This is a genomic window from Enorma shizhengliae (assembly GCF_009676995.1).
GTDB classification, from domain to species: domain Bacteria; phylum Actinomycetota; class Coriobacteriia; order Coriobacteriales; family Coriobacteriaceae; genus Enorma; species Enorma massiliensis.
Genome location: NZ_VTFZ01000012.1, coordinates 37,479 through 60,087, shown reverse-complemented (window position 1 = coordinate 60,087; position 22,609 = coordinate 37,479). Strand labels below are relative to the sequence as shown.

At 62.2% G+C, this 22,609-nt stretch carries 27 protein-coding genes; 25 read left to right on the top strand and 2 right to left on the bottom strand.

Annotated elements, in window-relative coordinates; all coding sequences use genetic code 11:
* Positions 1-78 precede the first annotated feature (78 nt).
* The 10 genes from rplB (at position 79) to GJE22_RS08860 (ending at position 4,772) form a co-directional block, all read left to right on the top strand.
* Positions 79-909 (top strand): 50S ribosomal protein L2, encoded by an 831-nt coding sequence (gene rplB, locus GJE22_RS08905; protein ID WP_144687970.1) that lies wholly within the window; start codon positions 79-81, stop codon positions 907-909.
* Between the two features lie 29 nt (positions 910-938).
* Entirely contained in the window at positions 939-1,199 is a 261-nt protein-coding gene (gene rpsS / locus GJE22_RS08900) for a 30S ribosomal protein S19 (protein ID WP_022349932.1), read from the top strand.
* A 14-nt stretch (positions 1,200-1,213) separates the two neighbouring features.
* A complete protein-coding gene (rplV, locus tag GJE22_RS08895; RefSeq protein WP_019127886.1) occupies positions 1,214-1,585 on the top strand; it encodes a 50S ribosomal protein L22 in 372 nt (123 codons plus the stop codon).
* 5 nt (positions 1,586-1,590) lie between these two features.
* Positions 1,591-2,304 carry a 30S ribosomal protein S3 gene (gene rpsC / locus GJE22_RS08890; protein WP_019127887.1) on the top strand — a complete coding sequence of 238 codons (714 nt, stop codon included), beginning with the start codon at positions 1,591-1,593 and terminating at the stop codon, positions 2,302-2,304.
* A complete protein-coding gene (rplP, locus tag GJE22_RS08885; protein WP_019127888.1) occupies positions 2,304-2,732 on the top strand; it encodes a 50S ribosomal protein L16 in 429 nt (142 codons plus the stop codon). The genes rpsC and rplP overlap by 1 nt, the downstream gene beginning before the upstream one ends.
* Positions 2,732-2,947, top strand: coding sequence for a 50S ribosomal protein L29 (rpmC, locus tag GJE22_RS08880; RefSeq protein ID WP_019127889.1), 216 nt, complete (start codon positions 2,732-2,734; stop codon positions 2,945-2,947). Before rplP ends, rpmC begins: the two co-directional genes overlap by 1 nt.
* A gap of 16 nt (positions 2,948-2,963) precedes the next feature.
* Entirely contained in the window at positions 2,964-3,227 is a 264-nt protein-coding gene (rpsQ, locus tag GJE22_RS08875) for a 30S ribosomal protein S17 (RefSeq protein WP_019127890.1), read from the top strand.
* A gap of 112 nt (positions 3,228-3,339) precedes the next feature.
* Positions 3,340-3,708, top strand: a complete 369-nt coding sequence (rplN, locus tag GJE22_RS08870; protein WP_019239652.1) for a 50S ribosomal protein L14 — start codon at positions 3,340-3,342, stop codon at positions 3,706-3,708.
* A 17-nt stretch (positions 3,709-3,725) separates the two neighbouring features.
* Positions 3,726-4,052 carry a 50S ribosomal protein L24 gene (gene rplX / locus GJE22_RS08865; protein WP_019127892.1) on the top strand — a complete coding sequence of 109 codons (327 nt, stop codon included), beginning with the start codon at positions 3,726-3,728 and terminating at the stop codon, positions 4,050-4,052.
* 342 nt (positions 4,053-4,394) lie between these two features.
* Positions 4,395-4,772, top strand: coding sequence for a RidA family protein (locus GJE22_RS08860; protein WP_144687969.1), 378 nt, complete (start codon positions 4,395-4,397; stop codon positions 4,770-4,772).
* A 420-nt stretch (positions 4,773-5,192) separates the two neighbouring features.
* Here GJE22_RS08860 and GJE22_RS08855 read toward each other — a convergent pair whose 3' ends face one another.
* Positions 5,193-5,960, bottom strand: coding sequence for an RluA family pseudouridine synthase (locus GJE22_RS08855; RefSeq protein WP_144687968.1), 768 nt, complete (start codon positions 5,958-5,960; stop codon positions 5,193-5,195).
* A gap of 86 nt (positions 5,961-6,046) precedes the next feature.
* Complete coding sequence (locus GJE22_RS08850) at positions 6,047-8,566, bottom strand: U32 family peptidase (protein ID WP_235895784.1); 2,520 nt, start codon at positions 8,564-8,566, stop codon at positions 6,047-6,049.
* 310 nt (positions 8,567-8,876) lie between these two features.
* Here GJE22_RS08850 and GJE22_RS08845 point away from each other — a divergent pair, with 310 nt between their 5' ends.
* The 15 genes from GJE22_RS08845 to map all read left to right on the top strand — a co-directional run bounded on the left by GJE22_RS08845 (position 8,877) and on the right by map (position 22,457).
* A complete protein-coding gene (locus tag GJE22_RS08845) occupies positions 8,877-10,082 on the top strand; it encodes a MalY/PatB family protein (RefSeq protein WP_144687967.1) in 1,206 nt (401 codons plus the stop codon).
* A gap of 9 nt (positions 10,083-10,091) precedes the next feature.
* Positions 10,092-11,465, top strand: a complete 1,374-nt coding sequence (locus tag GJE22_RS08840; RefSeq protein ID WP_235895783.1) for an MFS transporter — start codon at positions 10,092-10,094, stop codon at positions 11,463-11,465.
* A gap of 120 nt (positions 11,466-11,585) precedes the next feature.
* On the top strand, positions 11,586-12,611 hold the full coding sequence (locus GJE22_RS08835; protein WP_144687966.1) for a dipeptidase: 1,026 nt from the start codon (positions 11,586-11,588) through the stop codon (positions 12,609-12,611).
* A gap of 732 nt (positions 12,612-13,343) precedes the next feature.
* Positions 13,344-15,209: an ATP-binding cassette domain-containing protein gene (locus GJE22_RS08830; RefSeq protein ID WP_144687965.1), complete on the top strand. Its 1,866-nt coding sequence runs from the start codon at positions 13,344-13,346 to the stop codon at positions 15,207-15,209.
* A 1,029-nt stretch (positions 15,210-16,238) separates the two neighbouring features.
* Positions 16,239-16,796, top strand: coding sequence for a 50S ribosomal protein L5 (gene rplE, locus GJE22_RS08825; RefSeq protein WP_019127901.1), 558 nt, complete (start codon positions 16,239-16,241; stop codon positions 16,794-16,796).
* 80 nt (positions 16,797-16,876) lie between these two features.
* Positions 16,877-17,062, top strand: coding sequence for a type Z 30S ribosomal protein S14 (locus GJE22_RS08820; protein WP_022349923.1), 186 nt, complete (start codon positions 16,877-16,879; stop codon positions 17,060-17,062).
* Between the two features lie 120 nt (positions 17,063-17,182).
* Positions 17,183-17,581 carry a 30S ribosomal protein S8 gene (gene rpsH / locus GJE22_RS08815; protein ID WP_022349922.1) on the top strand — a complete coding sequence of 133 codons (399 nt, stop codon included), beginning with the start codon at positions 17,183-17,185 and terminating at the stop codon, positions 17,579-17,581.
* A 32-nt stretch (positions 17,582-17,613) separates the two neighbouring features.
* The gene (gene rplF, locus GJE22_RS08810) at positions 17,614-18,150 is read left to right on the top strand and encodes a 50S ribosomal protein L6 (RefSeq protein WP_144687964.1); all 537 of its coding nucleotides are present in this window, start codon (positions 17,614-17,616) and stop codon (positions 18,148-18,150) included.
* A 69-nt stretch (positions 18,151-18,219) separates the two neighbouring features.
* Positions 18,220-18,582, top strand: coding sequence for a 50S ribosomal protein L18 (gene rplR, locus GJE22_RS08805; RefSeq protein WP_019127905.1), 363 nt, complete (start codon positions 18,220-18,222; stop codon positions 18,580-18,582).
* Positions 18,583-18,596: 14 nt separating this feature from the next.
* A complete protein-coding gene (gene rpsE, locus GJE22_RS08800) occupies positions 18,597-19,127 on the top strand; it encodes a 30S ribosomal protein S5 (RefSeq protein WP_019127906.1) in 531 nt (176 codons plus the stop codon).
* A 2-nt stretch (positions 19,128-19,129) separates the two neighbouring features.
* The gene (gene rpmD / locus GJE22_RS08795) at positions 19,130-19,312 is read left to right on the top strand and encodes a 50S ribosomal protein L30 (protein WP_019127907.1); all 183 of its coding nucleotides are present in this window, start codon (positions 19,130-19,132) and stop codon (positions 19,310-19,312) included.
* Between the two features lie 3 nt (positions 19,313-19,315).
* Positions 19,316-19,765, top strand: a complete 450-nt coding sequence (gene rplO / locus GJE22_RS08790) for a 50S ribosomal protein L15 (protein ID WP_019127908.1) — start codon at positions 19,316-19,318, stop codon at positions 19,763-19,765.
* Positions 19,759-21,027 carry a preprotein translocase subunit SecY gene (gene secY, locus GJE22_RS08785; RefSeq protein WP_022349920.1) on the top strand — a complete coding sequence of 423 codons (1,269 nt, stop codon included), beginning with the start codon at positions 19,759-19,761 and terminating at the stop codon, positions 21,025-21,027. The genes rplO and secY overlap by 7 nt, the downstream gene beginning before the upstream one ends.
* 18 nt (positions 21,028-21,045) lie before the next feature.
* The gene (locus GJE22_RS08780; RefSeq protein ID WP_019127910.1) at positions 21,046-21,672 is read left to right on the top strand and encodes an adenylate kinase; all 627 of its coding nucleotides are present in this window, start codon (positions 21,046-21,048) and stop codon (positions 21,670-21,672) included.
* Positions 21,669-22,457: a type I methionyl aminopeptidase gene (map, locus tag GJE22_RS08775; protein ID WP_019127911.1), complete on the top strand. Its 789-nt coding sequence runs from the start codon at positions 21,669-21,671 to the stop codon at positions 22,455-22,457. The genes GJE22_RS08780 and map overlap by 4 nt, the downstream gene beginning before the upstream one ends.
* Positions 22,458-22,609: the final 152 nt, after the last annotated feature.

The window sequence follows — 22,609 nt, the reverse complement described above, 5'->3', positions numbered from 1 at the left end:
GGTGTCAGCACACCCTGGGGCGATGAGCCCCGCATCCCTGATGTGCTGGCCAACGGAAAGAGATGAAAGGGATTCCCAATGGCTGTTAAACACCTCAAGCCGACCAGCGCGGGTCGCCGTTGGCAGACGATCTCGGATTTCGCCGAGATCACGACCAACAAGCCCGAGAAGTCGCTTCTCGAGCCGCTGCCCAAGAAGGCCGGTCGCAACAACCAGGGCCGCATCACGGTCCGTCATCAGGGCGGTGGCGTGAAGCGCCGTTACCGTCGCATCGACTTCAAGCGCAACAAGAACGGCGTGCCCGCCAAGGTTGCCACGATCGAGTACGACCCCAACCGTTCCGCTCGCATCGCACTGCTCCACTATGTGGACGGCGAGAAGCGCTACATCCTGTGCCCGAAGGGCCTCCAGGTGGGCGATACGGTCCTCTCTGGCTCCGATGCCGACATCAAGCCGGGCAACGCCCTGCCCCTCGCCGACATCCCCGTGGGTACGCTCATCCACGCGGTTGAGTTCCAGCCGGGCAAGGGCGCCGCGATCGCCCGCTCCGCTGGCAACTCCTGCCAGCTCATGGGCAAGGAGGGCAAGTACGCCATCCTGCGCATGCCTTCTTCCGAGATGCGCCGCGTGCTCATCACCTGCCGCGCCACGGTGGGCGAGGTCGGCAACGCCGAGCACTCCAACATCGTGATCGGCAAGGCCGGTCGTAAGCGTCACATGAACGTGCGCCCGACCGTCCGTGGTACCGTCATGAACCCGGTCGACCACCCGCACGGCGGCGGCGAGGGCAAGAACCACACCTCTGGTCGCCCGTCCGTCACCCCGTGGGGCAAGCCGACCAAGGGCTACCGCACGCGTAAGAAGAACAAGGCTTCCAACAGCCTCATCATCCGTCGTCGCAAGAAGTAGCGAAAGATTCCGAGAAGGAGTAAGCCACTATGAGCAGAAGTCTCAAGAAAGGGCCGTTCGTGGAAGCTCGCCTGCTCTCGCGTATCGTCGCGATGAACGAGGCTGGCAAGAAGGACGTCGTGAAGACCTGGTCTCGCGCGTCCACGATCTTCCCCGAGATGGTCGGCCACACCATCGCCGTGCACGATGGCCGCAAGCATGTGCCTGTGTACGTCACCGAGTCCATGGTCGGTCACAAGCTCGGCGAGTTCGCACCCACCCGTACGTTCCGCGGTCACAAGGCCAAGTAGGGGGTTTCACGTAAATGGCAACTAAAGCTACCGATACCGAGACCCGCGAGGTCCGCGCCGTCGCCAAGTTCGTGCGCGTCTCGCCGTACAAGGCTCGCCTCGTGGTCGATCTCATCCGTCGCAAGTCTGTTGAGCAGGCTTTCGACATCCTGCATTTCTGCGAGCGCGCCGTCGCGGTCGACGTGGAGAAGGTTCTCCGCTCCGCCGTGGCCAACGCCCAGAACAATCACGGCATGCGCGCCGACGACCTCGTCATCGCCGCTGCCTATGTGGACGAGGGCCCCACGCTTAAGCGCATCCGTCCTCGCGCCAAGGGCTCCGCTTCGCGCATCCTGAAGCGCACGAGCCACATCACCATCGTCGTCGCTCCGCGAAAGGAGGCATAAGCACAATGGGTCAGAAAGTCTACCCCACCGGTTTCCGTCTCGGCATCACCGAGAACTGGCGCTCCCGCTGGTTCGCTGGCGACAAGGACTACGCCAAGACCCTCGGTAACGATCTCGAGCTCCGCAAGTACCTGACCAAGCGCCTCCGTCGTGCCGCCGTCTCCCGCGTGGAGATCGAGCGTGCTGGTGACAAGGTTAAGGTCATCATCTACACCGCTCGCCCGGGCATCGTCATCGGCAAGAAGGGCTCCGAGATCGATCAGATCCGTGGCGAGCTCGAGAAGGTCGCTGGTGTCTCCAAGGGCCAGCTCTCCGTCGACGTCATCGAGATCAAGCGTCCCGAGCTCGACGCTGTCCTCGTTGCCCAGTCCATCGCTGAGCAGCTCGAGGGCCGTGTGGCCTTCCGTCGTGCCATGCGCAAGGCTGTCCAGTCTGCCCGCAAGGCCGGCGCCAAGGGTATTCGTATCCAGTGCTCCGGTCGTCTCGGCGGCGCCGAGATGGGCCGTCGCGAGTGGTACCGCGAGGGTCGCGTGCCGCTGCACACCCTCCGTGCCAAGATCGACTACGGCACGGCCACCGCTCGCACCACCATGGGTTCCTGCGGTGTCAAGGTTTGGATCTACCTCGGCGAGAAGCTTCCCGGCCAGCCCGTCCCGAACCCGGCGCTCGAGGGCTCCTCGCGTCCGCGTCGTCGTAACTCCGAGAGGAGGGGTCAGTAGTGCTTGCCCCTAAGCGTGTTCTTCACCGCAAGGTGCAGCGTGGCTCCATGAAGGGCCAGGCCAAGGGTAACACCAAGCTGCATTTCGGTGATTATGGCATCAAGGCCCTCGAGGCCCATTGGATCACCAACCGTCAGATCGAGGCCGCTCGTGTTGCCATGACCCGTTACATGCGTCGTGGCGGCCGTGTGTTCATCACGATCTTCCCCGACAAGCCCATCACCAAGAAGCCCGCTGAGACCCGCATGGGTTCCGGTAAGGGTAATCCCGAGGAGTGGGTGGCCGTCGTGAAGCCGGGTCGCATCATGTTCGAGATTTCCGGCGTGTCCGAGGAGATTGCCCGCGAGGCCCTGCGTCTAGCCCAGCACAAGCTCCCCATTAAGACCAAGATCGTGGCCCGCGCTGACCAGGACGGGGAGGATAAGTAATGAAGCCCGCAGAGATTCGTGAGCTTTCCGACGAGCAGCTCGCCGAAAAGCTGAAGGAAGGTCGAGCCGAGCTCTTCAACCTTCGTTTCCAGATGGCCACGAGCCAGCTTGACAACACCGCTCGCGTCAAGACCGTGAAGAAGGACATCGCGCGTGTTCTCACCGAGCAGCGCGCCCGCGAGATCGCGGCTGAGAAGTCCGCTGCGGCAGAGTAGAGCTTGAGGAGATAACATGAGCGATACCACGCGTAATTCGCGTAAGGTCCGTACGGGCACGGTCGTCTCCATCTCGGGCAACAAGACCATCGTTGTCCAGACCATGGAGCGCAAGCGTCATCCCAAGTACGGCAAGATGATGACCTTTACCAAGAAGCTTCATGCACACGATGAGGAGTGCACTGCCGGCGTGGGCGACCGTGTTCGCGTCATGGAGACCCGTCCTCTGTCCAAGATGAAGCGCTGGCGTCTCGTCGAGATCATCGAGCGCGCCAAGTAGGCTGCTTTGATTGTTCGCACCAGTGACGTGCGCGGGCGCGGCTCCCGTAGAGCCCCGGTTCCCGGCATAAGCTCCGCGCACCTCTCGCTGGCCTAAGTTCGGAGGAACTACCATGATTCAAATGCAAACCATGCTGAACGTCGCCGATAACTCCGGTGCGCGCAAGGTTCGCTGCATCAAGGTGCTCGGTGGCTCCAAGCGCCGTTATGCGGGAATCGGTGACGTGATCGTGGCTGCCGTCCAGGAGGCCACGCCTGGCGCCAACGTCAAGAAGAAGGACGTTGTGAAGTGCGTCGTCGTTCGTACCGTGAAGGAGGTCCGTCGCAAGGACGGTTCCTACATTCGCTTCGACGACAACGCTTGCGTCGTCATCAACAACGACGGCTCGCCGGTGGGCACCCGTATCTTCGGGCCCGTGGCGCGCGAGCTGCGTGACAAGAAGTACATGAAGATCGTCTCGCTTGCTCCCGAGACCCTGTAAGGAAAGGAGAGACAGACATGCCTAAGATGCAAATCAAGAAGGGCGACACCGTCAAGATTCTCTCCGGCAAGGATCGCGGCAAGCAGGGCACCGTTCTGCGCGCGTACCCCGCCGAGGGCAAGATCAAGGTGGAGGGCGTGGCCGTCGTCAAGAAGGCCGTCCGTCCCAACCAGCAGAACCAGCAGGGCGGCATCGTCTCGCAGGAGGCCAAGTTCGACGCTTCCAACGCGATGCTCGTGTGCCCCAAGTGCGGTGCTGCTACTCGCGTCGGCCACAAGCAGGGCGAGCTCGATGGTCACAAGACCTCGATCCGCGTCTGCAAGAAGTGCGGTCACGAGTTCTAAGCTGAGTCCTAGACTCCCACCGGAAGGCCCCGGAAGGTTCCTTCGCGCGTGGTCCTCGCCGCTCGGCAGAGCCGAGCGGCTGCGGGAAACGCGCTCAGGAATCCTTCCGGGGCCTTCCTGCGTTTACGGGCTCGCGGCGGGGTGTGGAGGAAGGGAGGGGCCTGGGGGCTCGGCGCTTCGCGCCATTGCCCCTGCACGGGGCACGTGCGTGCGATGGCTTTGGTGGCCTCGCGCTTCGCGCATCGGCCCGTGCGAGGGGCGCCTACGTTCTTGTTGTGCGGGATGGTCGACGTAAGGTATTACGATATAGGGGACGTACCGTACGGCTACCAGGAGGTCTCGATGAACAAGGAAGCGATCGTTTCGAGTAAGGCGCCGGCGGCCTTGGGGCCGTATTCATCGGCGGTCAAGGTGGGGGATACGCTCTATCTGTCCGGCCAGCTTGGTTTGGACCCGATGACGAACGAGCTCAAGGACGGTGTTGAGGCGCAGGCGGAGCAGGCTTTGACGAACATCGCCGCGATTCTGGGCGAGGTGGGGGCAACGATGCAGCAGGTTGTAAAAAGCACCGTGCTCCTAGCTGACATCAACGACTTTGCTGCGGTTAACGAGGTGTATGCGGGCCATTTCGAGGCCCCGTATCCCGCACGCAGTGCGTTTCAGGTGGCGGCTTTGCCTAAGGGCGCGCTGGTCGAGATCGAGGTCATCGCCGTTCTGTAGGTTGCTGTATGCGCAAGGGACGGTCCATGCTTGTTTGCGTGGGTCGCGCTGCGAGCGCGCCAAAGAAGCACTTGGTTTATGCGGTCCGGGCTTGCAAGCTCGGGCCGCGCTTTGTTGTTATGGAGCCGCGCTGCGCTTGCGCGATTGGCGAATTCTACCTGAGAAGGGCCAAATTGGCTAAAAATGTCGATTTCTGGCGATTGAGGAAGAGAAGTTGGATGGGACGAGCTCGCTCCATAGCACTATTTGTGGGGCTGCAAGACCGTTGGCAGGTAGAACATGCGTCTCCTATCCGCCAAGAGGGTTTCATGAAGGCCGCGACGCCCCCTCGACGCACGCGCGGATTGCCATAAATCGACATTTTTAGCCAAAAAGAACGGCTTCAATGAGCAAACCGCCCGTTTCGCGCCAGTCATTCTCCTACATGTTGAAGAGGCGCGAGCACGAGCGGGGGAATAGATCGCGAAAACGCTTGGAAATGGGCGCGTGGATGTCCACCGACGTGTGGGAAACAGGGTCGGTAAAGGCAAGCCGACGTGCGTGGAGCATCAAGCCACGCGCATCGCCCGCGCCATATAAGGCATCGCCGACGAGCGGGAAGCCCTCGTGTGCAAGATGAACGCGGATCTGATGTTTGTGCCCGCTATATAGCCTGAGGCCGAGGAGGGTATACCAGCGGCCGTCGATGCGCCTTCGGTCGAGCACGGTCGCTTCCGTGTGAGCGTCTTTGCCTGTGCGGCTCGCTCGCATGCGTCGCGCATCGTGCCGGTCCCTGCCAATCGGTACGCGAATATCTCGCTGGTCCCAAGGTATGCGGCCCTCTGCGACGGCAAGGTAGTGCTTGCGCGCACCGTGCCCGGCGATCAGCGCATCGTAGACACCTTGCGTGTGCTTGCAAATCGAAAAGAGCACGATGCCGGTCGTGTCGCGATCGAGCCGCTGGAGAGCCTGGGCCTCTGCTGCACATGTGGGCGCAACGTGGTCTATGGCTCCTCGTTCTACGGCACGGCGCACCAAGTCGGTGAGCGTTTTTGTACCCGTCCCGTCCCCATGGACGATGATGCCGGCGGGCTTGTCCACCGCGAGCAGCGTTTCGCTGACGTAGAGCACGCGAGGGGAGAGATTGGCTGGCGCATCGCGCCTGTACGTGGCGCTTTCCTGCACAGCATACGAGCCGCTTCCGCGCATGACATTTCTGGGTGCAGCGGACGTGCCGCCTTTGTGCGCATCATCTCCGCGTGAAGAGCAATGGGCGAAAGTCTGGTTTCCCATGGCTAATCGACACCCACAAACAGGCAGCCCGACGAAGAGCCCTTCTGCCGGGGCGCGGGCTTGCGTCCGGCGCTCGCGGCGTCAAGCGCCCGGCGGGCGCGCTCGATCTGATCGGAGAGCTCCTCGGGCTCGAGCAAGGTGCCGTCAACGAGGAAGCGCCTCACGCCAGCGGCAAGGAGCGCAGGCATCTGGGGCGTAAGGTCCAGGGGATAGGCGTCGTACAAGCGCGAGCGGCCGTGGATGTCGGTGCGGACAGGCAGCATCTTGTCGTCGATGTTGTGGAGCGCGAGCTTGCGCATGCGCAGCGAGCAGCGGGCGCAGTCGTGGATGCATGCGTTTGCGACCTGCAGGATGCAGTGCTCGCTCGTCATGACGCGCGGCTTTCCGTATACGCAGATGCCGAGCGTAAGGGGGCTCGCGGGGGCAATGCGCTCAATCTCGGCGAGCGAGAGCTCGGGGGAGAGCCAGGCGGCGCGGGCGCCTTCTCGGGCAAGGAGCTCAAGGCACGGCCGGTTGTGTGCTGGGATGCACGAGCGCACTTCGGCGAGCGCCGAGCGCTCCGCAGCAAGGGCAAGTTCGGAGATATTGCCGACGGCGATGGCGGCGCCGGTTTCGACCCAGGAATCGAGCCGTTCGCGGTCGCCTGCGCGGCAGACCTCGTCAAGCACGGGAATGAGGCCGAGCTCGCGGGCTTGGGCGGGGGAGATGCCCGCCGCGTCGAGGTCGTCGGTGGACATATAGACTCGGTCGGCGCCTGCGCGGCGCGCGGCATCTGCCGCCTCGAGCGAAGTGGCGAGCGCGCACACCATCGTCTCTGCGCTTCGTGCGTCGTTGTGCTCGTTCGCAGAATCCGCGACGCTGCGGTGCGAGGGAATGTCCAGGCGTTCGGCCAGCTCCGCGCGACGTCGGCTTGGGGCGAGAATGGCATCCTCGAGCAAGTCGCATGCGGCGGCTCTCACCTTGTGGACGGCGGAAAAGCCCATGCCACAGCCCTCATCGAGCTCGACGGAACAGGTCCGCATCTCAAACGGGCTCGAGCCCATGCGGCCAACGTGTTCTACGAGGTCGTCGGACGAGACGGGCCTGGTACGCGCCTTTTCAACCGTGAAACCTTGGGCGCATGCGGAGAGCGAGGGGTCGTCGCAGCAGAACAGCTCGACCTCGAACGGCTTGCCAAGGCGGGCGCGCACCCGCACATCGACAGGGCGCTTGCGGGGGTAGGCACGCTTGAGCACGTCGTCGGCGCGGTCGATCGCCGCCTGGCTACGAATGATGCGCACGCGGCACCGCTTCCCGGGCGGTCGCGGGAGCTCGACATCGAGCATTTCGCCGGCGGCGGCATCACGGCGGGCGAGGGCCGTGAGGAACGTGTCCGGATCGTCGTCGTCGCGCAGCTCAAGGAGATCTCCTGTCCCAACGGGCGCGTCGAGTGCGAGGTGGGCGGTGCCCGCAGGCCCCTTGATGGCCGCCCGCAGGCGCTCCCCCTTGGTTTGGGGCTCGCGCGCGGTGAACCCGGCGACGCGGCCCACGAGCTCGCCTCGATTGTTCGATCGCTCGTAGCTCATCATGTCGTCGTCGGAGGTGCCGTCTTGGTACGCATGCGTGAAGTCGCGGTTAAAGCAGCGCTTGAGCTGGCGCTTGCGAGCCGCCTGCTCCTTTTCGCCCGCATTCCGCCCTGCAAGGACGTCATCGAGCTCGCGGCGGTATACATCCGTTACCGAAAAGACGTAGTCGGCGGCCTTCATGCGCCCTTCGAGCTTGAGTGCCGAGGCGCCTGTGTCCACGAGCTGGGGGAGCAGGTCGGTCGTACAGGTGTCGCGCGGGCAGAGAGGCCGACCGCGGCCGGGTGCCGAGATCTCGCGCCCCTGCTCGTCAATGAGCTCGTAGGGCAGACGGCACGGCTGCGCGCACATACCACGGTTGGCGGAGCGCCCGGCCTGGCAGAAGCTCGAGAGCAGGCATACCCCGGAATAGCTGAAGCAGATGGAGCCGTGGGCGAATACCTCGAGGTCGATGCCGCACTGCTCGTGGATGGCGGCGATCTCGCCCAGGGAGAGCTCGCGCGACAGCGTCACGCGGTCGGCGCCCAGGCGCTCGCACCATGCGGCCCCGCGTGCGTCATGGATGTTCGCCTGGGTGGAGATGTGCGTCTCGATTTCGGGCATAAGCCGCTTTACTTCCGAGAAGAGGCCCCAGTCTTGAATGATGAAGGCGTCGGCGCCGAGTGCCGTGCACCGACGGATGAGCTCGACCGCCTCGTCCATCTCGTCGTCTTTGATGACGATGTTGGTGGTTACATAGACGCGTGCGCCAGCAAGGTGCGCGGCCCGGCACGCGCGGGCGAATTCCTCGTCGGTAAAGTTCTCGGCCTTGCGCCGCGCGTTCATGGTTCCCATGCCGAGGTAGATGGCATCGGCGCCCGCCGCAAGGGCCGCTGCGAACGGCTTAGGGCCGCCTGCGGGGGCAAGGAGCTCCACGCGTCGCGCAAAGGACAGTGCTTGTTGGGTTGGGCGATCGGCCATGGTTTCCTCTCTGAAACGGCAAAGATGCGCGCTTGTCTCGAAATGCCGTTGCGGTATCGTTGATGCCCGTCTCGTGGTTCGCGGACACCCGGTGTCCATGATTCATGTTCTGGTGGTTTGTGAATCGTAGACACCGGGTGTCTGCGAACCACGGGCCACTCGAAGAGGTTCCAGGGCTTGGGCCTTGGCCTTATCTTGGCGGCGGGCATTGCTGAATCGGCGAATGTTCCTATTATAGGGAATGCGCGAGGCTCTAGCCCTGCGCTCGCAGCTCTCGTCTGGATACCATCATGCGTGCAAAGGAGCCGCTATGACCTACGATTTCACAAGCATCATGGAGCGCCACGGGCAAGACGCGGTGGCCGTCGACGGTCTGGGCGCGCCCGGTGCCCCGGAGGCTCCGCAGGAGGGGTTCGACGCCATCCCCATGTGGGTGGCCGATATGAACTTTCCGGTGCTCCCCGCCATCCAAGACGCCATCGTCGCGCGCGTGAAGGAACCCCACTTCGGTTATTTCGATCCGCGGGACGAGTACTTCGAGCGCATCATTGCCTGGCAGCGCGACCGCAACGGCGTGACCGGGCTCGAACCGCAGCATATCGGATACGAGAACGGCGTGCTCGGCGGCCTCGTCTCCACGCTCCAGGCCTTCGCGGCGCCGGGCGATGCAGTGCTCTTGCACAGCCCTACGTATATCGGGTTTACCAAAAGCATCGAGAACGCTGGCTACAAGATTGTCTTATCGCCGCTCAAGCTCGACGAGGCGGGCATCTGGCGCATGGATTTCGACGATATGGAGCGAAAGCTTTCCGAGAACAAGATCCATGTCGCAGTGTTCTGCTCGCCGCATAACCTGTGCGGCCGCGTGTGGGAGCGCGACGAGATCGAGCGCGCCATGGAGCTCTACCGCGCATACGGGTGCGTGGTGGTCTCGGACGAGATCTGGTCCGATATCATCCTCCCCGGCCATGTGCACGTGCCCACGCAGTCCGTCTCCGCCGACGCCCGCGAGCGCACCGTGGCCCTCTATGCGCCGAGCAAGACCTTCAGCCTTGCGGGGCTTGTGGGGAGCTACCACATCATCTACGGCGACTACCTTCGCGATCGCGTGCTCGCGCAGGCATCCAAGTGCCACTACAACAGCATGAACGTGCTCTCCATGCACGCCCTCATGGGTGCCTACGGCCCCGAGGGACGCGTGTGGGTGGACGAGCTGACCGAGGTGCTCGGCGGCACCATCGATTGGGCGTGCGCGTATATCGCTGAGCATTTCGAGGGCGTGCGGGTCGTGAAGCCGCAGGGCACCTACATGCTCTTCCTCGACTGCACTGCGTGGTGCGAGCAGCACGGCTGCGATGTGGGCGAGCTGCTTCGCGCCGGGTGGCGCGTGGGCGTGGCCTGGCAAGACGGCCGCCCCTTCCATGGCCCGTGCCACATTCGCATGAACCTTGCCCTTCCGCGCGCTCGCGTCGAAGAGGCGTTCGACCGCCTGAGCCGCTACGTGTTCGGCGCGTAGGTGAGCTTCATGCCTGCAGGGCTTCTACCCATCATCTACCTCGCCTTCATCAGCTTGGGCCTGCCCGATTCCGCTATCGGGTCTGCGTGGCCCACGATGGCCCCCATCCTTGGCGCGGGCATCTCATGGGTGGGCGTGGTGACCATGATCATCTCGGCGGGGACGATCGTGTCGAGCCTTATGTCGGTTCGCGTGGTGGAGCGCTTCGGAACGGGTCGCGTCACGGTGATGAGCGTGGTTCTCACGGCGGCTGCCCTCATGGGCTTTTCCCAGTCCCAGGCGTTCTGGCAGCTTTGCCTCTGGGCGGTCCCCTATGGCCTTGGGGCGGGGGCCGTCGACGCGGCGCTCAATGCTTTCGTGGCGGTTCACTATGAGTCGCAACACATGAGCTGGCTCCATTGCATGTGGGGCGTGGGGGCGAGTGGCGGCCCCATGGTCATGGCGCAGTGCCTCGAGCGAAGCACGTGGTCTTTGGGCTTTCTCGTACTCGGCGGCATACAGGTGGGCATCGCACTGGTGCTCACCCTCTCGCTGCCCCTTTGGCGCGACCGGAAGCTGCCTCGCGTATCTGGGCGGCGGGCTGGGCAGGAGGCTGCGAGCGGTGCGGCACCCGAGGCGGCCTTGCCCCGTGGGGAAGCTGGGCATGGTGCGGGCGCTCGCGCCCTGTCTGGAACCACTGCAGCGCCTGAGGTGGGCGAGGTACTCGGAGCTGCGGGCGAAGTACCCGGAGCCGCCGCGGCGCCCGGGGCGGGCGGGACGTCCGATGGCGCGGGGGAGAAGCTCCCCGCTCGGCGAACCCGTGCTCAGCTGCTTCGTATTCCGGGGGTCAAGGCGGTGCTCGTCAGCTTCTTCTGCTATAGCGCCTTCGAGGCCACCTGCGGCAACTGGGCCGCAACGTTTTGCACGCTTGCACGCGGCATCGATGCGCAGACGGCAGCGAGTTGGGCCGCCCTCTTCTATATGGGCATCACCGTAGGCCGTGCCGTGAGCGGCTTCATCTCGCTCAAGGTGAACGACCGCAATATGATTCGGCTCGGCCAGGCGCTCATCGCGGTCGCGCTCGTGTGCGTGCTCATGCCCGGCGACACCGCGCTTTTTGCGGGCCTCGTGCTTCTGGGTTGCGGATGCGCCCCCATCTACCCCTCGACGATTCATGCCACTCCGGCACGGTTCGGGGAGGAGCTCGCACTCGAGCTCACGGGCATGCAGATGGCGTTCGCCTATATCGGGTCGCTCGCCATGTCGCCGCTGTTCGGCGTGTTCGCCCAGTTCTTCGGAACGTGGTTGTACCCGTGGTACCTGGTGATCTTCTTGGTGGGCATGACGGTGGCCGGCGAGCGTCTGAACCGTGCGATGCGGGTACGCGAGCGAGCTCGGGCATAGCGCCCAGTTTTGTGCCGTGCCCGGTCGTTGCCGGCGTGTCCTGCCATCGCCGTCGCATCCACCCAGAACTGGGACGCTCGTGCCGGTTCTGGAGCCGAATTTCGTCTTTAAGGAGGCATCATGGGCTTTCCCGTATTCGACCTGCATTGCGATACCGCGACCATGCTCGCGTTCCAGAGCCTGCCCGCAGAGCTCGCAGCCGCAGCCGGCATGCTGGGGCAAGGCGAGGCGTCCGCGGCACCCGAGCTGCCCGAGCCACCCGCCGCCGCGGACCTGCTTGCCGGCGGTTTTCAGCTCACCGCGGAAAAGATCGGCGCCACGCCTTGGGCGCAGTGCTTTGCCAGCTTCATTCCCGATACCTTTGAACCTGCCTGCGCCGCGGCGCTCTGGGAGCACGTATCTGGCTGCCTCGACCGCGAGCTGGCGCAGCACGGTGATCGCTTCTCAGACGTGCGCTCGGCGGCCGGCATTCGCCCGGCGCTTGCAGAGGGTCGCATCGCGGCTGTTCGGACCATCGAGAACGCTCGGCTGTTCGCGCATGATATCGAGCTGGTGCATGTCTGCGCCGAGCAGGGCCTGCTCATGGCGTCCCTCAGCTGGAACGCTCCGGGCCCGCTTGCGAGCGGCCACGATGCTCCGGAGCGCGGGCTCACCGCGGCCGGTCGCGATGCCCTGCGCCGCATGGAGGAGGAGCGCGTCATCCTCGATGTCTCGCATCTCAACGATGTCTGCTTTAGCGAGGTGGCCAAGCTCGCGCAGCGCCCCTTCGTGGCGAGCCACTCCAACGCACGGGCGGTCTGCGGGCACAAGCGGAACCTCACCGATGCCCAGTTCGCCGAGATCCGCGACCGCGGCGGAATCGTGGGTCTCAACTATGCGGACCTGTTCGTCGTGGACGATCCTGCATCCACGCCGCCCACCTTCGACGACCTCTCCCGGCATATCGAGCATTGGCTCGACCTCGGCGGCGAGCGGGTGCTGGCGCTGGGAAGCGACTTCGACGGGTGCGATCCGGTGCCCGACATCGCGAGCGCGGATAAGATGCCCGCCTTCCAAGAGCACCTTGAGCAGCGCTTCGGTGCCGAGGTAACCGAGGCGCTCTGCGGCGGAAACGCGCTTGCCTTCTTTGAGCGGTTCGGACGGTAAGGTAGCGCTGCCGGCTCAGGCCCGTTGCTTGCCGGGCGCGGCGTCGTCGTTTTGCTCGTGTTGTCGAGCTTGTTCGTAGGCGCTTTTTCGGGCGAGATTTGGACGATCGATTCGCTTCCGGGCTTATTTCGGACGCTCACCCCGTTCTCGGGCGGGTTTCCGCCATCTGCGTGCTTCTCGGGCGGCTTTCGTACGCTCGAAGGCTCGAAAACGTCCAGATGTCGCCCGGCAACGGAGGGAGTGTCCGGATTGCGCCCGGCAACGGGACAAGTGTCAGGATTGCGCCCGAGAAGCCACGCGCTAGGGGCGCATCGGGAGGCCCCGTCCGCGCGATGCGCCGGAATGAGCGCCGATGGATTCATCTGACCCAGCAAGCTCCATGCTACGAGTATCTTGAAAACGTGCGCCACCGCGGCCTTCTCGCCGAATACGTTGTCGAGGCTAAGATGTCCTTGGGTAAGTGTTGCCTCAGTGGCTCATTGTCGTTCTCGTTGACCCCGTCAATCTCACGGTCGGTGCGGTGGACGGAGGCAACGCTCGGTGATGGTTGTCTCCTGATGAAGCCGTGGCTGCAAGCTTCATCGTGTCAAGGTGCCGTGGACAGCCTCTGCTCAAGGACAACTGCGTTCGGAATGAATTGCCAAGCGCAAAGAAATGCTGCTCAGATATATACATATATCTGAATATATGATAGTCTAAAATGTAAGTTAGCGCATTGATGGGGGTCATCTTATGGGACGTCAGATTGCGTTATTGATTCGTTGCTCGGGCAAACAGCTCGCGCTTTATGCGATGCTCTTGTTCGTCTCCCTGTCGTTTTCTATGTATATTCTGCTTGACTTCCAAACTGGTTTTGCAGGGCGGCGCATTGAGTTCGAATCCAACATTCAGTTTGTTGGCCAATCACGGGCAAGCCTGGACGATCCAACCATGCCAGATGACCTTAAACAACTTACACAGGAACGTATAGATGCACTCGAGCGGATGGCATCTGCTGAGTCGGATGCCGATTTGATTCGTTCTGCAAGCGCATGTTATGACGTTGAGCTACGCATGCTCGATGCGGGGTATCTGGTGGCAGACGAGCCTGCGCTGCGCCAATCTGCAGAGCTTTTCGATGGGATGAGCCGGTTAGCGAGCCCGCAGGCGTACGATACCTCCTCGCAGTTGCCGGCTGTATTGGTTCTAAGCTTCATAAGCGCGCACGTTCCCTATATTGTCTGGTTGCTACCGGGCGTCTTTGTCGGCCTCATTACATTGCGGTTATTCGATGCGGGCCGTTTGCTTAGCAGGGCACCCGTATCCGGCGTGCAGCGTTTTGCGATCCTGCTCACGTTGCAGCTGGTGCTTGGTGCGGCGTGCGTCGCCATCACGCTGCTGGTGCCGCTTGTTTTCGCGTTGCTGAGGAATGGATTCGGCGATGTGTCGTATCCCGTCGTGTTCTACCAAGGCGGCGAGCTTATGCATCTTACCGCGTTAGAGTCTTCGGCGCGCGTGGCTCTGCTCTACCTGCTTCTGACCATTGCTATATCTCTGTTTTGTCAGTTTGTTCATTGCATGGTGAACCACTCTACTGTGGCAGCTTTGACGGGTGCGGTAGTGTCCCTTTCCCCGATGCTCCTGCAGGCTTTGCTTGCTCAAGAGGGGGGCGATTGGATTCTCTGGTGTCCGTTTATCTATTTCTATATGCCATCGTCTGCGGGCTTCTTTAGCTACAATCCTTCATCGGATGTCTTTCCCGTCGAAGGCGCAAGCTTCGGGCGTGGCCTTATGCTGATAGTGGCTCTCATCGCGATTCTCTTGATAGCCGCCTTTATCGCTGACGTTTTCGTTCGAGGAGTGTCTATTCGTCGCGACAGGCTTGGGTCCCAGGCGACAGGTGCGGACGCTTCCCGCGGATTTGTCCGTGCGTCTCGGATAACGGTAGCGCGGGGTCGCCAAGCCGTTCTCAGCGATTCATCGTTCTCCCTCGACCCCGGGCATGTCGTTGGGCTGGTCGCTCCTAATGGATGCGGAAAAACGACGTTGCTCGAGGTTCTGGCTGGCAACGCGTCATTGTTGAAATCCGGAAGCATCAAAATAGCCGGTGTTCCCTGCTCGCGCAATCCCCAATACATGCAGTGTGTGTTTCTTGTCCCGGGGAATGCCGACTGGATGTACTCACACCTTTCGCCGGATGAGCATCTGGCGCTCGTCACAGCCTTTTGGGGGCAGGCGGCGGGTCGTGTTTACGATGATGCGTGCTCCGAACTTGCAGAGTTTGGACATAAAGCTGTTCGCAAGCTATCGCAGGGCATGAAACAGCAAGTTGCCTTGACCCTTGCATATGTTTCGGGCGCTCGCTGCCTTCTTTTGGACGAAAGCATGAACGCCCTTGACCCCACTCATGTAAAGTGGCATTCCCATACGCTTCGTCAGTATGCGAATGCAGGGGGAACGGTGCTCATTTCATCCCATATTCTCAGCACGCTCGAGGGTCTCTGCGACGATTACCTATTTATTGAAGATGGCGCCGTTTGCTCAAAGCGCCCTGATGGCACCGTGGCAGATTACTATGCGGAGACGTTTGAAAAGGCCTCTGGAAACGTGCTTCCGTAAAGTGAGGAGGGAGGGTTAGACACAAGAAAAAATGCGGAGGAAAAGGAAACGATGGATGGAACTATAATGCGGATGTTGCTGTACTTGAAGAAGCAAGCCTTTGGGATTGTATCCGTGCTCTTGTTGGCCATCTGTTTCGGCTTCATGGTGCCGCAAGTTGCGGTAGGCTTGGATAGTGTGGCGGAGGATTCGGGAACCATTGAGCCCCGCGCATACATAGATACGGTGGAAGACACTTATCGTGTGTACTTATGCCACAACAACGGAGCTCACAATAGGTTAAAGTACAACGTTAGCTATAAATCTCTTCGTTATAGCAACGGATATTCTTGCACCGGATCACGCTTGACAAACAGCTGGTCTGTGAGCGGTCAGTGCCAATACAATCACACGGGTACCGTCTATATCTATCAATATACGTATTCTGTATGGTAGGCGTACGGGGTGATATGAGGCGTAGTTCAGTCTATTGAGCGATACAGCGCTAATATTGGAGCAGCGTGCTGAAGTGAACCGTCTCCCATTTCTTGGACTAAAAAGCCCTGGAGATGGGAGGCTTTTCTTGGGCGACTTTCGTACGCTCGGAGGCTCGAAAACGTCCAGATGTCGCCCGGCAACGGAGGGAGTGTCCGGATTGCGCCCGACAACCGCGCGGGCGTCAAATCTCGCCCGAGAAGCCGCACGCTGGGGGGCGCATCGGGAGGCCCCGTTCGCGCGATGCGCTGGAATGAGCGCCGAGGGGGGGCTGCCCGCCCAGCAACCTCCACACCGCAAGCATCTTGAAAATGTGGATTTCCGCAGGTTGCCAAGGGGCTTCAGAAGTTCTTCTGGCAATTCGTCCCGCAGACGCGTATCATAGCGACCGTATTGCCCGGCTCCTGTCGGTGATTCGTCGTGCCGCGACAGCCAGCGCGGTCCGATGACGACAGGAGGCACGAGGACAACCCGACCGGATGCGAAATTCCCTCTGTCCTATTTTCGCATCTGGGAGTGGCCAAGCCCCGTGCTTAAAACCCCAAAGGAGTGAACATGGCTGAAGAGAAGTACGTGCCCCGTCTTAAGACCAAGTACCTCAACGAGGTGAAGGGCCAGCTTCAGGAGAAGTTCCAGTACAAGAACGTCATGATGATCCCGAAGATCGAGAAGATCGTCGTGAACATGGGCGTCGGCGAGGCAGCCACCGATTCCAAGGCTATCGACGGTGCCGTGCGCGACCTGCGCGCCATCACCGGCCAGCAGCCGATGGTCACCCGCGCCCGCAAGTCCATCGCGTCCTTCCGCCTGCGCGCCGGCATGCCGATTGGTGCCAAGGTCACCCTGCGCGGCGACCGCATGTGGGAGTTCCTCGACCGTCTCACCGCTGTGGCGATCCCCCGTATCCGCGACTTCCGCGGTATCTCGCCCGATAGCTTCGACGGCCGCGGCAACTTCTCCATGGGCGTGACCGAGCAGCTCATCTTCCCCGAGATCGATTTCGACTCCATCGACCGCCAGCGCGGCATGGACATCACCATCGTCACCACCGCCAAGACCGACGAAGAGGGCCGTGCCCTTCTCGACGGCTTTGGGTTCCCGTTCAAGAAGTAGTTCATTCGCTCCGGCTCCGGGCCGCGCGGTTCGTGTGCGGCCCGACCGGTGCATGATAATCCGTGATAGGAGGTAAGTAAGTGGCTAAGACATCGATGATCGTCAAACAGCAGCGCGAGCCGAAGTTCTCGACCCGCAAGTACACCCGCTGCCAGCGTTGCGGCCGTCCGCATTCGGTTTACCGCAAGTTCGGCCTGTGCCGTGTGTGCTTCCGCGAGCTGGCGCTCAAGGGCGAGCTTCCCGGCATCAAGAAGGCCAGCTGGTAAGTCACTACCAGTGCACGGGGTGTGCAGCCCCGGCAGGGAAGATCGTGTACGGCAGGCTCGGTCGCTATGGGTGACCGAGGACCGGTTGCACGAGTTCATCTAGAACGAAGGAGAATCTGCATGAACCTGACAGACCCGATTGCAGACATGCTTACGCGCATTCGCAACGGCAACTCTGCGAACAAGGCCGCCGTCTCCATGCCGAGCTCGAAGAAGCTCGTCGAGATCGCGCGCGTCTTGCACGAGGAGGGCTACATCGAGGGCTACACGGTCGAGGATACCGTGCCCCAGAAGACCCTCACCATCACGCTTAAGTACGGCCCCAAGAAGCAGAAGGTCATCAACGGCATCCGCCGCATTTCCAAGCCCGGCCTTCGCAAGTATGCCGGCGTCGCCGACATCCCCCGCGTTCGCGGTGGTCTTGGTACCGCTATCGTTTCCACCAGCAAGGGCGTTATGACCGACCGCGACTGCCGCAAGGCGAACGTCGGCGGCGAGATCATCGCGTTCGTCTGGTAAGACGACTGGCGAGTAGAAGGAAGGAGAACACCGTGTCCCGTATCGGTAAGAAGCCTGTCCAGATTCCCGCCGGAGTCGAGGTGGCAGTCGATGGTCAGCACGTGACCGTCAAGGGCCCCAAGGGCCAGCTCGAGCTTGATTTCTACGAGAAGCTCAGCATTTCCATCGAGGAGAACGAGCTCGTCGTGAGCCGTCCCGACGATGAGCGCGAGACCCGCGCCCGTCACGGCCTCACCCGCGCGCTCATCCAGAACATGGTGACCGGCGTGTCCGAGGGCTACACCAAGCAGCTCGAGCTCGCTGGCGTCGGCTACCGTGTGCAGCTCAAGGGCAAGAACCTCGAGATGTCGCTCGGTTATTCGCACCCCGTCCTGTACGATGCCCCCGAGGGCATCACCTTCGAGGTGCCCGACAACACGCACATCAACGTGAAGGGCATCAACAAGCAGCAGGTCGGCCAGGTTGCCGCCGAGATCCGCGGCAAGCGTCCGCCCGAGCCGTACAAGGGCAAGGGTATCCACTACGTTGGCGAGCACATCCGTCGCAAGCTCGGTAAGGCCGCTAAGTAGTAGCAGACGCACACCGTGTAAGTCCCGTACCCCGTTAGGTACGGGCAAGATCCTCTAAGGAGTTATCAGATGGATAAGAACAAAGCGAAGGCAGCCGGCCTCAAGCGCCGTCAGCGTCGCGTTCGCGGGAAGATCTTCGGCACGCCCGAGCGCCCGCGCCTGCGCGTGGTTCGCACGAACGCCAACATCTATGCCATGATCGTGGACGATACCCAGGGCAAGACCCTCGTGTCCGCTTCGACCCTCGAGGCCGAGTTCAAGGGCACCCACACCTCCAACAAGGAGGCTGCGGAGAAGGTCGGCGAGCTCGTGGGCAAGCGCGCCATCGAGGCTGGCATCAAGGCGGTCCGTTTCGACCGTGGCGGCCGTATCTATCATGGGCGCGTCAAGGCCCTCGCCGACGGCGCTCGTGCCGCCGGTCTCGAGTTCTAGGAGGTTAGAAGCACATGGCTCGTAATCGAGATAACAAGCAGCGCGAGGCCTCCGAGTTCGAGGAGCGCGTCGTCTTCATCAACCGCGTCGCCAAGACCGTCAAGGGCGGCCGTCGCATGTCCCTCGTCGCGCTCGTCGTCGTCGGCGACGGCAAGGGCAACGTCGGCATCGGCATGGGCAAGTCCGCTGAGGTGCCCCTGGCCATCTCCAAGGCGTCGCTCGATGCCAAGAAGCACATGTTCCACGTGCCGGTGACCGAAGAGGGCACCATTCCGCACGAGGTCGAGGGCCACTTCGGCGCCGGCCGCATCATCATCAAGCCCGCTGTCGAGGGTACCGGCGTTATCGCCGGCGGCGCTGTGCGCCCCCTCTTCGAGCTTGCTGGCATCAAGAACGTTCTCTCCAAGTCGCTCGGCACCGATAACGGCCTCAACATCATCAAGGCCGCTGCCGAGGGCCTCAAGGAGCTCGCAAGCCCCGAGGACGTCGCGGCTCGCCGCGGCCTCACGGTCAGCGAGATGTTCGTGGGCAAGAAGGAGCAGTAAGCATGGCCGATACCATCACCGTCAAGCAGGTCCGCAGCACCAACGGTTGCAAGCAGGACCAGGTCAGGACCATCAAGGCCCTCGGCCTCGGGAAGATCAACCGCACCCGCGAGCTTCCCGACAACGAATCTGTCCGCGGAATGATCTTCAAGGTCAAGCACCTTGTTGAGATTGTAGAGGAGTAAGCAATGCAGCTTCATGACCTCACCCCCGCAGAGGGGTCGACTCACCGCCGCAAGCGCATCGGCCGCGGCAACTCCTCTGGTCACGGCACCACGGCGGGTCGCGGCCAGAAGGGCCAGCTCTCCCGCTCCGGCGGCGGCAAGGGCTCGGGCTTCGAGGGCGGCCAGACCCCGCTCGCGATGCGCCTGCCCAAGCTCCCGGGCTTCCGTAACCCGCGTCGCATCGAATTCGCTCCCGTGAACATCGCCCGCCTCGACGAGAAGTTCGAGGACGGCGCGGTGATCGACGGCGCAGCGCTCAAGGCTGCCGGCATCATCAAGAAGGAATTCCAGCCGGTGAAGATTCTTGCTGAGGGCGAGACCAGCAAGAAGTTCACGGTCCGCGTCGACAAGGTCTCCGCTGCCGCGCAGGCCAAGATTGAGGCGGCCGGCGGAAAGGTCGAGCTCCCGTGCTAACTGGCCTGAAGAACGCGTTCCGGATCAAAGATCTTCGGGACAAGATTCTCTTCACCATAGCGATGCTCATTGTGTACCGCATCGGTGCACATGTTCCTGTGCCCGGCGTCCCCTTCCAGGGGATGGCGGGCCTTTTGCCGACCGATGGCGCTATGGGGCTTCTTACGCTTTTCTCCGGTGGCGCGCTGAGCTACGTCTCGGTCTTCTCGCTTGGCATCATGCCCTACATCACGAGCTCCATCATCATGCAGCTCCTGCAGAGCGTGATTCCGAGCCTCCACGAGCTTGCCCGCGAGGGCGAGGTCGGCCAGACCAAGATCACGCAGTATTCTCGCTATCTCACGCTCGGCCTGTCCATCCTTAACTCGATCGGCTACCTGTTCCTGTTCAAGAGCTACGGTATCAGCTTCGCTGAGGCCGGTGCTCCCGAGGTCATCTTCGACATCATGGTCGTCGGCACGCTCACCGCGGGCTCGATGCTCATCATGTGGATCGGTGAGCTCATCACGCAGCGCGGCATCGGCAACGGCATGTCGCTCATCATCTTCGCGAACATCATGGCTGGCCTGCCGCAGTCCATCTTCTCCTCGCTTGGCGAGGGCACGATGGGCATCGTCGTCACCGTCGTGATCTTCGTCGTGATCCTGTGCGTGATCCCGTTCATCGTCTTCCTTGAGCGCGGCCAGCGCCGCATTCCGGTGCAGTACGCCAAGCGCGTTGTGGGCCGTCGCATGATGGGCGGTCAGTCGACCTACCTTCCCATCAAGGTCAACACCGCCGGCGTGGTGCCGATCATCTTCGCGAGCGCGCTTCTGTACTTCCCTGCGCAGATCGCGGTCTTCTTCCCCAACGTCGATTGGGTGCTGGCCGTGGCCAACGCGCTTGCCTCGGGCTGGATCAACTGGATCTTGAACGTCGTCCTGATCGTGTTCTTCGCGTACTTCTACACCTCGATGATTTTCAATCCCGAGGACACCGCGGAGAATCTCAAGCGTCAGGGTGGCTTTATCCCCGGCGTTCGCCCGGGCCGTGCTACCGCCGCCTATATCAAGAACGCCCTCAACAAGATCACGCTTCCGAGCGCCGTCTTCCTGGCGGTCATCGCGATCGTGCCGTCCATCATCTTCTCCTTCACGGGGAACCAGCTCATCCAGGCCTTCGGTGGCACCTCGGTGCTCATCATGGTGGGCGTGGTGCTCGATACGGTCGATAAGGTCGAGAGCCAGCTCAAGATGTATAACTACGACGGCTTCTTCAAGTAGGGCGGAGAGGAGTCACCCATGAATATCGTTCTGTTGGGCGCGCCCGGCGCCGGTAAGGGCACCGTGGCCCAGGAGCTCGTCGCCGATTACGGCGTCGCGCACATCTCGACCGGCGATCTTTTGCGTGCTGCCGTGAAGGGCGGCACCGAACTCGGCCTCCAGGCGAAGCAGTACATGGATGCCGGCGAGCTCGTGCCCGATCAGCTCGTGATCGATCTGGTGAAGGAGCGCCTCGCTGCCGATGATGCCCAGAAGGGCTTCATCCTCGACGGCTTCCCGCGCAACACCATGCAGGCCGTGACGCTCGACTCCGAGCTCTCCGGGCTTGGTCGCACCATCGACTGCGCTCTGCTCATCGACGTCGAGCCCGCCATCATCATCGAGCGCCTCTCGTCGCGTCGCACCTGCCGCGCCTGCGGCCATACCGGCACCGCGACCGAGACCGTCTGCCCCGCCTGCGGTGGTGAGATGTACCAGCGCGATGACGATAAGCCCGAGACGATCCAGAACCGCCTCGATGTGTACGAGAAGAACACGAGCCCGCTCGTGGAGTACTATCGCGGCCAGGGTCTGCTCAAGAGCGTCAACGGCGCCCAGAGCATGGAAGCGGTCTACGCTGACGTAAAGGAAGCGCTCGGTCTATGATCAAGATCAAGACCCCTGAAGAGATCGAGCAGATGAAGAAGGCCGGAGCACTGTCCAAGATGGTGCTCCGGCACGTCGGTGCCATGGTGCGCCCCGGCGTTTCGACCTTTGAGCTCGATCAGCTTGCCGAGCAGATCATTCGCATGCACGGCGGCACGCCCGCGTTCAAGGGGTACGGCGGGTTCCCGGGCACCATCTGCGCATCGCTGAACGACGCCGTGGTGCACGGTATCCCCAACCCCGATGTGATCCTGCGCGATGGCGATATCCTCTCCATCGACACCGGAGCCATCGTCGACGGCTGGGTGGGCGATAACGCCTGGACGTTCTACGTCGGAAACCCTGCTCCCGAGGTCAAGGCGCTGTGCGAAGTCACCCTCGACTGCCTCAAGGCGGGCATCGAGCAGGCTGTGCCGGGAAACCGCATCGGTGACATCGGCCATGCCGTTCAGAGCCTTGCCGAGAGCCATGGTTACGGCGTGCTTCGCGAGTACGTGGGGCATGGCGTGGGCCGTGCGATGCACGAGGAACCCAACGTTCCCAACTACGGTAAGAAGGGGAGGGGCATCACGCTCGAAGCCGGCATGGTCATCGCGATCGAGCCGATGATCACGCTCGGCACGCATCGCGTGAGCGTAGGGCCCGATGGCTGGATCGTGACCACGAATGACCATCTGCCCGCTGCCCACTACGAGAACACCATCGCCATCACCAACGACGGACCGGTTGTTCTCACCCAAGATGCTCAGGGCCCGTGGTGCAGCTTGCAGGGCGGTGTGATGTAGTGAGAAAACGAACCCGGTTCGTTTTATCACAGCGTCTGGTTAGAGGAGTACGAAAGTGCGCTCTGCAGGAAGAATGTGGAGCGTTGACGAAAAATACATGAGGTGGTACCGCTCTGCGGTATCATTAGTCGCTGCTGTCGTTTCGAGAGAAA

What these genes read in the sequence shown, in the direction of transcription:
- rplB (WP_144687970.1), top strand. Translation starts at nt 79, where the DNA reads ATGGCTGTTAAACACCTCAAGCCGACCAGCGCGGGTCGCCGTTGGCAG.
- rpsS (WP_022349932.1), top strand. Translation starts at nt 939, where the DNA reads ATGAGCAGAAGTCTCAAGAAAGGGCCGTTCGTGGAAGCTCGCCTGCTC.
- rplV (WP_019127886.1), top strand. Translation starts at nt 1,214, where the DNA reads ATGGCAACTAAAGCTACCGATACCGAGACCCGCGAGGTCCGCGCCGTC.
- rpsC (WP_019127887.1), top strand. Translation starts at nt 1,591, where the DNA reads ATGGGTCAGAAAGTCTACCCCACCGGTTTCCGTCTCGGCATCACCGAG.
- rpmC (WP_019127889.1), top strand. Translation starts at nt 2,732, where the DNA reads ATGAAGCCCGCAGAGATTCGTGAGCTTTCCGACGAGCAGCTCGCCGAA.
- rpsQ (WP_019127890.1), top strand. Translation starts at nt 2,964, where the DNA reads ATGAGCGATACCACGCGTAATTCGCGTAAGGTCCGTACGGGCACGGTC.
- rplN (WP_019239652.1), top strand. Translation starts at nt 3,340, where the DNA reads ATGATTCAAATGCAAACCATGCTGAACGTCGCCGATAACTCCGGTGCG.
- rplX (WP_019127892.1), top strand. Translation starts at nt 3,726, where the DNA reads ATGCCTAAGATGCAAATCAAGAAGGGCGACACCGTCAAGATTCTCTCC.
- GJE22_RS08860 (WP_144687969.1), top strand. Translation starts at nt 4,395, where the DNA reads ATGAACAAGGAAGCGATCGTTTCGAGTAAGGCGCCGGCGGCCTTGGGG.
- GJE22_RS08855 (WP_144687968.1), bottom strand. Translation starts at nt 5,960, where the DNA reads ATGCGCGGAAGCGGCTCGTATGCTGTGCAGGAAAGCGCCACGTACAGG.
- GJE22_RS08850 (WP_235895784.1), bottom strand. Translation starts at nt 8,566, where the DNA reads ATGGCCGATCGCCCAACCCAACAAGCACTGTCCTTTGCGCGACGCGTG.
- GJE22_RS08845 (WP_144687967.1), top strand. Translation starts at nt 8,877, where the DNA reads ATGACCTACGATTTCACAAGCATCATGGAGCGCCACGGGCAAGACGCG.
- GJE22_RS08840 (WP_235895783.1), top strand. Translation starts at nt 10,092, where the DNA reads ATGCCTGCAGGGCTTCTACCCATCATCTACCTCGCCTTCATCAGCTTG.
- GJE22_RS08835 (WP_144687966.1), top strand. Translation starts at nt 11,586, where the DNA reads ATGGGCTTTCCCGTATTCGACCTGCATTGCGATACCGCGACCATGCTC.
- GJE22_RS08830 (WP_144687965.1), top strand. Translation starts at nt 13,344, where the DNA reads ATGGGACGTCAGATTGCGTTATTGATTCGTTGCTCGGGCAAACAGCTC.
- rplE (WP_019127901.1), top strand. Translation starts at nt 16,239, where the DNA reads ATGGCTGAAGAGAAGTACGTGCCCCGTCTTAAGACCAAGTACCTCAAC.
- rpsH (WP_022349922.1), top strand. Translation starts at nt 17,183, where the DNA reads ATGAACCTGACAGACCCGATTGCAGACATGCTTACGCGCATTCGCAAC.
- rplR (WP_019127905.1), top strand. Translation starts at nt 18,220, where the DNA reads ATGGATAAGAACAAAGCGAAGGCAGCCGGCCTCAAGCGCCGTCAGCGT.
- rpsE (WP_019127906.1), top strand. Translation starts at nt 18,597, where the DNA reads ATGGCTCGTAATCGAGATAACAAGCAGCGCGAGGCCTCCGAGTTCGAG.
- rpmD (WP_019127907.1), top strand. Translation starts at nt 19,130, where the DNA reads ATGGCCGATACCATCACCGTCAAGCAGGTCCGCAGCACCAACGGTTGC.
- rplO (WP_019127908.1), top strand. Translation starts at nt 19,316, where the DNA reads ATGCAGCTTCATGACCTCACCCCCGCAGAGGGGTCGACTCACCGCCGC.
- GJE22_RS08780 (WP_019127910.1), top strand. Translation starts at nt 21,046, where the DNA reads ATGAATATCGTTCTGTTGGGCGCGCCCGGCGCCGGTAAGGGCACCGTG.
- map (WP_019127911.1), top strand. Translation starts at nt 21,669, where the DNA reads ATGATCAAGATCAAGACCCCTGAAGAGATCGAGCAGATGAAGAAGGCC.